Source organism: Rhizobium sp. 05L429, from assembly GCF_056397645.1.
In genome coordinates this window covers 72,866-82,693 of the sequence record NZ_JBFTNV010000034.1, presented here as the reverse complement: position 1 = coordinate 82,693, position 9,828 = coordinate 72,866, and the positions used below count along the sequence as shown (strand labels likewise).

Sequence of the window (9,828 nt, the reverse complement as noted above, 5' to 3'; positions counted from 1 at the left end):
TCCTGCGCCAGTGCACCCTTCCAGGTGATGCGATCGGCAAGGCCGAGTTCAGCGGCAAGCTTTTTCAGCTTGGAAAGCTCCTCGCCACCACCGATATGGTCCATGCGCCAGTTGATTTCCCCGGGCAGCAGGGCAAGCGCGCGCAGCAGCACGTCGTAGCCCTTTTTTTCCACCGCCCGACCAACGCTGAGGATGAAGGCGGGGTCGGTGGGATCGCTGCCGTTACGGTTCGAGCGCTCGCCGGCGAAATGGCCGAAGCGGGCGAGGTCGAGGCCATGATAGCTCAGATGTACCGCATTCTGGCGCCCCGTCAGCGCTTTCATATGCTCGTAGCCGCTGCGGGTGCAGGTGACCGCCCAGCGGGCGCTTCCGAGCTTCTGGCCGAGATCCCAGTCGGGTGAAGTCCAGATATCCTTGGCATGGGCCGAGCAGGTCCAGGGCGTGTCTGTCAGAATGCTCGCATATTCCGTCACCGAAGCTGGCGTATGGATGAAATGAGCATGCAGCCACTCGCCGTTGTCAGGCCATTCGCGCGCCAGCACCAGCGCCTGGCCGAGCCGGCGGAAGCGGTTGCGGGAAATGTCGCGCGGCAGATCGGCAAGGAAACGCTTCATCAGCGCGCCGAAACCGKGTTTCGAAAAGCCGGCAAGGAGGCCCTTCAGCACGCGGATCGGCTCTTCGTGCAGATATTCTGGGAGATAGACGACGCGCGCTTTGATCTCGTCRTGGACAGGATGACGCTTCTTGTCGGTCGGCCGGCGCATGGAAATCAGCGTCAGGTCGAAGCCGGCCTTTTCGAGGCCTAGCAATTCCTGGGCAATGAAGGTTTCCGAAAGGCGGGGATAGCCTTTCAGCACGACGAGAATCTTGCGACGTGGCGGCAAAGGATGGCTCTTTATTCTGCGCCGACGAGGGAAAGATGGCGTCCGCGGCTATCCAGCCATGTGCCGACGGTGCGGGAAATATGATCCAGCCCCTCAAGGTGCATATTGCAGCCGCTCTTCGATGGCGGAAGTCGCGCAGGCAGGCGCTTCAGCGTCTCGGCCATGACGGAGGGGTCGCCCGACTGCTCAGGCAGAAGCATGTCGACGAGACCGAGTTCGCTGGCGCGGCGGGCGCGCAGCAACTGCTCCTCGCGCGGGGCAACGCGCGGTACGATGAGCGCCGGCTTGTCGAAGGAGAGGATCTCGCAATAGGTGTTGTAGCCCCCCATGGCGACGACGGCGGTCGCGCCGTCGATCAGCTCTTCCATGTGATTGTCGAACTCGATTACCTCGATATAGGGGATCTGCTCGCCTTTTTTCACCAGCTTTGCACGTTCGGCCGCCGGCATATACGGACCAAGTACGACAAGTGCCTTCTGCGTCAGCGTCTCGTCGGCCTCATAGGCATTCATCACGTCGTGAACGAGATCRGAGCCATCGCCACCGCCGCCGGTCGTGACAAGGATATAGTCGTCCTTGCGGGCGTTCAGCGAGTTCTTGCCCTTGGAGACACTACGCTGCAGGAAGCCGACGAAATCCATCTTGCGGCGAACACTCGGGGGCACGTCGAGGCCAACGAGCGGGTCGTAGAAATCCGGCGGTMCGTAGACCCAGATGCTATCGTAATATTGATCGATCTTCTGCATCACGCTGTTCTTCTTCCACTCGGCTTCGAGCAGATGCGGCGCGTCCATGATCTCGCGCAGACCCAGCACCAGAATGGTGCCGCGCGCCTTCAGATAGGCAAGCGTTTCCTCGACCTCGCCCTTCAGACCCATCGGCTCCTTGTCGACGATGAAGATGTCGGGCTGGAAGGTCTCCGCCGTATGGCGAATGCTGGATTCGCGCATCTTCATCGTCTCGTGCAGGTCGATGTGGCTGGCAAGCGACGTATATTCGCCGTTGCGAAGCTTGATGACGCTCGGGATCTTCACGAAGTCGACGCGGGCACGATAATCGAAGGCGCCGGCAATCGTCGCGCCTGATATGATCAGGATGTTCAGGCCGCGATAGTCCTCGACGAGAGCATGGGCGATCGCGCGGCATCGGCGCAAATGGCCGAGGCCGAATGTATCGTGGCTGTACATGAGGATGCGTGCATCTTCGAGGCGTCTGGCCATGTGTGTGCCCTCTGAGGTGGACGACATACTTCTACCACCCCCGTAAATCGGAGGCCACGAGGCGGCGGACGCGAAGCACCCGGCCGAACTCGACGCTATTTGTAGGGATCTGCCGCATCGCGCAAGCCATCTCCCAGAAAATTGAACGCCAAAATCACCAGCACCACCGGAACGATCGGAAACAGCAGCCACGGATAGAAGGCGATGACGCTGACGCTCTTGGCCTCTGTCAGCAGGATGCCCCAGCTGGTAATGGGCGGCCGCAGGCCGAGGCCGAGGAAGGAGAGCGCCGTCTCACCGAGGATCATCCCCGGAATGGAAATGGTGGCGGATGCAATGAGATGCGACATGAAGCCGGGCACGAGATGCCGGCCGATGACACGGGGCGTGCTGGCACCCATGAGCTGGGCTGCCTGGACATAATCTTCCTCACGCAGCGCGAGAAGCTTGGAGCGCACGGCGCGGGCAAGCCCTGTCCAGTCGATGATGCCAAGAATGACGGTGATGCCGAAATAGATGACGATTGGGCTCCATGTCACCGGCATGATGGCGGCAAGTGCCATCCAGAGCGGCAGGGAGGGCAGTGATTGGAGCACTTCGATCAGGCGCTGGACGATGAGGTCGAAGATGCCACCCCAATAACCAGCGAGGCCGCCGATGACGATGCCGAGCACAAAGCTGATGGAAATACCGATCAGCCCGATGGTGAGCGAGATGCGCGCGCCATAAAGGATGCGTGAAAGCACGTCGCGTCCGAGGCGGTCGGTGCCGAGCAGGAACATCTGACCGCCGATCGCAGGGCAGACGAGATGATAATTGGATGCGACGAGCCCCCAGAACTTGTAGCCATCGCCACGGCAGAAAAAGCGGATCGGCTGGATGTCGTTCTGCTTGTCGGTATAGAGACGGTGCAGGGTGTCGATATCGAGCGTCATCTRCCGGCCATAGACGAAGGGGCCGACGAAATTGCCCTGGCTGTCGAAAAGACGGACGCGCTGCGGCGGCGAATKGATGAAATCGACGTTGCGGGTATGCAGACCGTAAGGCGCCAGGAACTCGACGATCAGGATCATGAAGTAGACGGCGGCGAGGAAAATGCCGGATGCAAGCGCCAGCTTGTGGCGCTTGAACTTCCACCACATGAGCTGCTTCTGCGAGGCGAGGTGGATACGAGACTGCGCAGATGTCATCGTCTCCGTTGCGATCGGATCGAACGGGGCGGTCGAAACATAATGCGGCAGCGGCGCACCGGGAGCGGGTAGGGGCGACATTATTTGGTGCTCCTGCCTTGCAGACGGATGCGGGGATCAAGGAAGCCGAGCGCGATATCGGAAATCAGCACGCCGATGACGTTCAGGAAGGCGAGGAACATCAGGAACGAGCCGGCAAGATACATATCCTGGCTCTGCAGTGCCTTAATGAGCATCGGCCCCGTGGTTTCCAGCGACAGCACGATGGCGACGATCTCCGCGCCCGAAATAATCGACGGCAGGATCGAGCCGATATCGGCGACGAAGAAGTTGAGCGCCATGCGCAGCGGATATTTGACCAGCGCGCGCACCGGATGCAGCCCCTTGGCGCGCGCTGTCGTCACATATTGCTTCTGCATCTCGTCGAGCAGGTTGGCGCGAAGGCGACGGATCATGCCGGCTGTGCCGGCCGTTCCGACGATGACGACGGGGATCCAGAGGTGAGAAAGAATCGACCTCGCCTTCGCCCAGCTCATCGGCTCGTTCAGATATTGCTGATCCATCAGATGGCCGATGGAGAGTCCGAACCAGACATTGGCGAAATACATCAGGATCAGCGCCAGCATGAAGTTCGGGATGGCGATGCCGAGCAGGCCGAAGAAAGTCAGTCCGTAGTCGCCCCAGCTATATTGATGGGTCGCCGAATAGATGCCGATCGGGAAGGCGATCAGCCAGGTGAGAAGGATGGTCGAGAAGGAGACGAGGATCGTCAGCCACAGGCGGTCGCCCACAACGTCGGAAACCGGCAGCTGATATTCGAAGGAATAGCCGAAATCGCCATGCAGCATCCCGCCGACCCAGAAGAAGTAACGCACGATCTCCGGCTGGTCGAAACCGTATTGATGGCGCAGTTCCTCGATTTCCTGCAGGTTTGCAGTCTCGCCCTGGGCGCGCAGTTCGGCGATCTGGCTTTCGAAGAAGTCACCCGGCGGCAGTTCGATGATGACGAAGACCAGCGCCGATATCACGAGCAGGGTCGGCACCATGGCGGCGATACGCCAGAGGATATAGCGGATCATTGCTCAGGCCTCCTTGAACCAGAAGGTGTCCGGCATGTAGACGCCGAGGAAGGAGGTCGGATCGAAGCCGTAAAGCCCGTGCTCCGGCACGTTCTGCATCTTGGCGGACGTGAGGATCGGCTGCAGAGTGCTGTTGATGAGGCCGATCGAAAAGACCTGCTGGGTATAGAGGGACAGCATCTTGTGCCAGATAACCTCACGCTCTTCCGTCGTAGCACTTGCGCCCCACTGGTTCAGAAGATCCACAAGCTCGGCCGCCTCCGGCAGATCGGGAGCTTTGCCTTCCTGACCGGCCGAAAGATAGTACATGCCCCAGAGCGGCCATTGAAGCTGGTCATCCAGCGTAGGGGCTAGTCCATAGGGAGACATGTCGGCGGTTGGCACACCGTTATCCAGCCCGTACCAGATCGACATCATGATCGAGCCGCTCATGGCACGATTGCGGAAGACGTCGCGCTGCGAGGTGCGGGTGAAGAGCGCCAGGCCGATCTTGGCCCAGTGATCGTGCACGAGTTCCAGAACATCCGTGTCGAGATTGCTCTCGCCGGCTGTCTCGACGGTGATCTCGGCGCGGCGTCCATCAGGCAGCAAGCGGATGCCATCGCTGTCGCGCTTGTCGAGGCCGAGTTCGTCGAGCAGCTTGTTGGCCGTGTCAGGGTCGAAATTCACATAGGCGTCGGCATATTCCTGCTTGAAGAGCGGGCTTTCGGGCAACACCGTATCGGCACTCGCCTTGCCGAGGCCGTAGAAAGCGACCATGTTGATCTCGTGCCGGTCGATCGCCAGCGACAAGGCCCGGCGGAAGCGTACGTCGCGAAAGAGCGCGCGCCAGGCTTCGTCGGCGACATTGAGGTTCGGCAACAGTGTGATGCGCGAGCCGCGCGCCATCTTCCAGAGATCGACCTTCACCGGGAAGCGCTTTTCTGCCTCTTTCAGGAAAGTGTAGTCGTTGAAGTCGATGCCGGTCGCTTGCAAATCGGATTCGCCAGCACMCGCCTTGGCGGCGATGATAGACGAAGACGAGACATTGAGGATGAAGCGGTCGAGATAGGGCAACTGCATGCCGTTCTCGTCGACGCGGTGGAAGAAGGGATTGCGGTCGAAGATGAACTGATCGGCCGGCGGAGCCGTGCGGTTCTGCCAGGGATCGAGCGTCGGCAGCTCAGGATTGTTGGGCCGAGAAGCGAGGGCCATCTTGATGTGCAGATCGGCCCACTTCTTGGCGCGGTTCTTTTTCATCAGCTCTTCAAGCTTGGCCTTGTCCTGAAAGCCCTTGTGGAACTGCTTCAGGTAATGGCCCGGGCCATAAATGACGAGCGGCAGAGGCCCGGCAAGCGCCGACAGAAAAACCGGGTTAGGCTTGTCCCAGCTATAGCGCACAGTCAGTTCGTCGAGCACTTCAAAGCGCGGCAGGGAGCCGTGAGGACGCAGCTCCAGAGCGCCGCCGCCGGGCGTCAGTTCCTTGTTGAGGATGACTTCTTCCCACCAATAGCGGAAGGCTTCCGCCGTGAAGGGGTGACCGTCCGACCATTTGTGCCCCTCGCGCAGGCGGAAGGTAAAGACCGTGTCATTCTCCGAGGTGAAGTCCCGTAGGATATCGGGCTGCAACTGCAACTTCGTGTCGTAGCCGACCAGCCGCGAATAGCCATAGACCGTCATGTAGCGGATATCGCGCACGCCGCCGATGATGGTGCGCACATTGCCGCCATAGGTGCCGGGCACGCGGCCCATCTCCTTGAGATTGACGATACGCGGCTCAGTCGGAATGCGCTCTGCCATTGGCGGCAAGCTGCCGTCAGCGACCCTGGCCTTCAAAAATTCTGGCTCGGCGATCGGTTGAGCCCGCAGCACCGAAGGCGCGATGGCCGACCCGATCAGGCCGCCGAGAAAGATGCGGCGCGTTACCATCAGACCAGCTCCTTAGCATCGGCGCCCTTGCGGGCGCGCACCAGATGGCCGCCGCCGAGATCGGCATAAGCGAGTTCGGAGGCGTCATCGTGGTCCGCCCGGAAGACAGGCCCCCAGTTCTGCTTGTCGGCCGCGCCGTTTTCCTGCAGCGCCTTGAAGTCGAGTGGCCTGTCGAGATCCGGGAAGGGAACGGCGGCAAGCAATGACTTCGTATAGGGGTGAACCGGATTGCGCAGGATGATCTCGCGCGGTGCGATTTCGACGATGCGGCCCCTGCACATGACGGCGATGCGGTCGGCCATATAATCGACGACTGCGAGGTTGTGCGAGATGAAGAGGTAGGTGAGCCCCAGCTCCTTCTGCAGGTCCTTCAATAGATTGAGGATCTGCGCCTGCACCGAGACGTCGAGGGCCGAGACCGGTTCGTCGAGGATGACGAGCTTGGGGCCGAGGGCGAGGGCGCGGGCAATGCCGATGCGCTGGCGCTGGCCGCCGGAGAAGCTGTGCGGATAGCGGTTGAGATAGCGACGGTCGAGGCCGATTGCGCCCATCAACCCCTCGACCTTGGCCTTGCGCTCGGCGCTGTTGCCGCGGTCATGAATCTCCAGCGGTTCGCTCAGGATATTGCGAACTGTCATGCGCGGCGAAAGCGAGGAGACCGGATCCTGGAACACCATCTGGATCTTGGTGCGCAGTTCCTGCAGTTCCGAACCCTTGACGGAGAGGACATCGATGACCTCCTTGCCGTCGTTGAAGACGACCGCCCCGCTATCCGGGGTAATTGCGCGCATCAGGATTTTGCTGACCGTCGTCTTGCCGCAGCCGGATTCGCCGACCAGTCCCAGACATTCGCCGCGGCGGATATCGAAGCTGACATCGTCGACAGCATGCACGACGGCTGCTTCCTGCCCACCGAAAAAGCCGCGCTTGCGCGTCTTGTAGGTCTTGGAAAGGTTGGCAACGGAGAGCAGCACGCCCGGCGCTTCCTTCTCGACCGGCTTCTTCTTGCCGATCAGCGATTCCAGATTGACCGGAACCTCGCGAAGCGCTTTCAGCCGCTCGCCTGGCTTCATGTCAAAGTGCGGAACAGCGGCCATCAGGGCCTTGAGATACGGATGCTGCGGATTGCGGAAGATCGCTTCGACGGGGCCTGCTTCCATGATCTCGCCGTGATAGATCACCACCACCTCGTCGGCCATATTGGCGACGACACCGAGGTCGTGGGTGATGAGCAGCATGGCCATGCCGAGCTTGGCCTGCAGGTCGCGCAGCAATTCGAGGATCTGCGCCTGGATCGTCACGTCGAGCGCCGTGGTCGGCTCGTCGGCGATCAGCAGTGCCGGCTTGCAGATCAGCGCCATGGCAATCATGGCGCGCTGGCGCATGCCGCCGGAAAGTTCGAACGGATACATGTCGTAAGTACGCTTCGGATTGGAAAAGCCGACGAGGCCGAGCATTTCCTCGGTGCGCTCGCGCGCTTCCTTCTTGTCGGCATCCGTGTGGATCAGCAATACTTCGCTGATCTGGTTGCCGACCGTATGGAGCGGTGAGAGCGACGTCATCGGCTCCTGGAAGATGGTCGCCATGCGGCGGCCACGCAGGTCACGCATCTCGGCACTGTCACGCGAAAGCGACAGGATATCGGTCGCCTTGCCGTCCAGCGGATCAGTAAATAGAATACGGCCGCTCGCATGGGCGGGTGCCGGCAGGATGCCCATGATCGCCTGGCTGATGACGGATTTGCCAGAGCCGCTTTCGCCTACGAGGGCAGTCACTTTCCCCGGCAGGATGCGGAGATTGGCTTCCTTTACGACGCGCAGCCGGTCGCCGAAAACGGAGAAGGCGACATCCAGATTCTCAACACGCAACAGATCGGCAGCAGACGCCATACCAATGAAATTCCCCAGTCCTTATGTGTTCCCGTTAAGGCACACTATCGTACCGTAAACGGGGTGTCCAGTTGATGACAGACATGGGAAAAAATGGCACATGGCGCCCGTTTTACAGGGCGCTTGATGCGAAGGTTCTGATGTACGGCGCAGCGGCTGAAGCCGCTGCAATGTTCGCGCGTGGTTACTGAATGAATTTTTCGATCGGCGGGCGTTTTACCTGTTTCTTGTCGCGGTGAAGCATGATGACCTGTTCGGCTTCCGAAAGGCCGTTCTGAACGGATTCGCGGAAGCCTTCGTCGACGTGAATGGCAGATGCGGGGGCCCGCGGCTGGAGCACCGTCACCTTCTGGCGGATGCCGCGCAGCTTTTCCTCGCCGAGCGTGATCCATTCGCCGCCGCAATAGCCGGCAAAAGCCTGGCTGGCGACGACCTCGCGAGTATATTTCTTCGTCAGCACCTGCAGGCGCTGCACCTCGTTCACTGCCGAACCGAAGGCAGAGAAGGTAAGCCGATCCTTCAGGCCGACATTGCCGAACATGACGTTGCCGACATGCAGGCCGATGCCGTAGCCGATCTTCGGAAGCCCCTTCGTCTCGCGATCCTTGTTCAGTTCGGCAACACGCGCCTGCGCATGATGCACGGCGGAAAGCGCTGCCTCGCAGGCGATCTTCGACGGGTCCTTGTGGCGACCGCAGGGATAGACGGCCAGGAAGCCGTCGCCGAGGAAGCTCAGGATTTCGCCGCCGTTGCGGTTGAAGGGTGCGGCGATCGCATCGAAGAACTGGTTGAGCGTATCGATATAGGCCTGCCGGCCCTCCTTTTCGGCATACATGGTGGATTCACGCATATCCGCCATGACAAGGGCGGCACGGATCGTCTCGCCATCGCCACGGCGGACCTGGCCGTTCAGCACGCGCTTGCCGGCATCGCCGCCGAGATAGGTGGTCAGCATATTGTTGGCGAGCTTGGCAAGCACAGCCATCTTGGCGGCGACCGCCAGATGGTTCTGCATGCGCAGCAGCGCGTCGATCATGTCGTCTGAAAATCCGGCCGGGCTGTCGGTCGACCAGGAACCCATCATGCCCTGAGCCGATCCATCGCCGAAGGGCTGCACGAAGGCAAGATAATCGGTGATTTTTTCCTGGCGCAAATCCTCGAAGATCGGAAATTCACTCGGCCCCTCCGCCATGATGCGGCGGCGGATATGCTGCAGATTGTTGTCGAGAAGATAAAAATAAGGGCTCTGCAGGAAACGGTCCGGCTTCTGGCCGGCCGGCATGCGGAAGCCCTCGATGGTGACACCGCTGGCGCGCTTCCAGGTGAAGCTCAGTGCGTCGTAGAGCGGATGCAGCATCGAGAAGGTCAGGTGGACGCGCGCAAGTGGCAATCCGGCGGCCGCAAGCCGCTCGCAGAAACCGCGCACGATGTTTTCAAGGTCGTCACCGGCCAGCGAAGAATTCGTCAGCCATTCAGCAACACGGTCCAACAAAATGGAGGATACGCTGGATTCGATCGTGCTCATTCTTGGTATTATCCTCATGGCGCACGTCCATCCCCAAAGACAAAAACAACCCGGACCTGCCCATTCACGGTGAGCAGATCGCAAAGAATTCAGGATGTACGAGCGGTATTATCGTGTCAACGATGTGCCGATG

At 60.4% G+C, this 9,828-nt stretch carries 7 protein-coding genes; all 7 read right to left on the bottom strand.

Annotation, left to right across the window (positions count from 1 at the left end; translation table 11 throughout):
* Positions 1-884, bottom strand: an 884-nt coding sequence (locus tag AC1DNW_RS28485; RefSeq protein WP_477855127.1) for a glycosyltransferase, incomplete at its 3' end; no start/stop codon positions are given.
* An 11-nt stretch (positions 885-895) separates the two neighbouring features.
* Positions 896-2,104: a glycosyltransferase family protein gene (locus AC1DNW_RS28480; RefSeq protein WP_477855126.1), complete on the bottom strand. Its 1,209-nt coding sequence runs from the start codon at positions 2,102-2,104 to the stop codon at positions 896-898.
* Positions 2,105-2,199: 95 nt separating this feature from the next.
* Positions 2,200-3,375: an ABC transporter permease gene (locus tag AC1DNW_RS28475; RefSeq protein WP_477855125.1), complete on the bottom strand. Its 1,176-nt coding sequence runs from the start codon at positions 3,373-3,375 to the stop codon at positions 2,200-2,202.
* Positions 3,375-4,373: an ABC transporter permease gene (locus AC1DNW_RS28470; protein WP_113296878.1), complete on the bottom strand. Its 999-nt coding sequence runs from the start codon at positions 4,371-4,373 to the stop codon at positions 3,375-3,377. The genes AC1DNW_RS28475 and AC1DNW_RS28470 overlap by 1 nt, the downstream gene beginning before the upstream one ends.
* A 3-nt stretch (positions 4,374-4,376) precedes the next feature.
* A complete protein-coding gene (locus AC1DNW_RS28465) occupies positions 4,377-6,281 on the bottom strand; it encodes an ABC transporter substrate-binding protein (protein ID WP_477855124.1) in 1,905 nt (634 codons plus the stop codon).
* The gene (locus AC1DNW_RS28460; protein ID WP_477855123.1) at positions 6,281-8,170 is read right to left on the bottom strand and encodes an ABC transporter ATP-binding protein; all 1,890 of its coding nucleotides are present in this window, start codon (positions 8,168-8,170) and stop codon (positions 6,281-6,283) included. Before AC1DNW_RS28460 ends, AC1DNW_RS28465 begins: the two co-directional genes overlap by 1 nt.
* A gap of 184 nt (positions 8,171-8,354) precedes the next feature.
* On the bottom strand, positions 8,355-9,695 hold the full coding sequence (locus AC1DNW_RS28455; RefSeq protein ID WP_477855122.1) for an adenylate/guanylate cyclase domain-containing protein: 1,341 nt from the start codon (positions 9,693-9,695) through the stop codon (positions 8,355-8,357).
* Positions 9,696-9,828 lie beyond the last annotated feature (133 nt).

Coding starts and splice junctions, on each gene's coding strand:
- AC1DNW_RS28470 (WP_113296878.1), bottom strand. CDS start 4,373: ATGATCCGCTATATCCTCTGGCGTATCGCCGCCATGGTGCCGACCCTG.
- AC1DNW_RS28460 (WP_477855123.1), bottom strand. CDS start 8,170: ATGGCGTCTGCTGCCGATCTGTTGCGTGTTGAGAATCTGGATGTCGCC.
- AC1DNW_RS28455 (WP_477855122.1), bottom strand. CDS start 9,695: ATGAGCACGATCGAATCCAGCGTATCCTCCATTTTGTTGGACCGTGTT.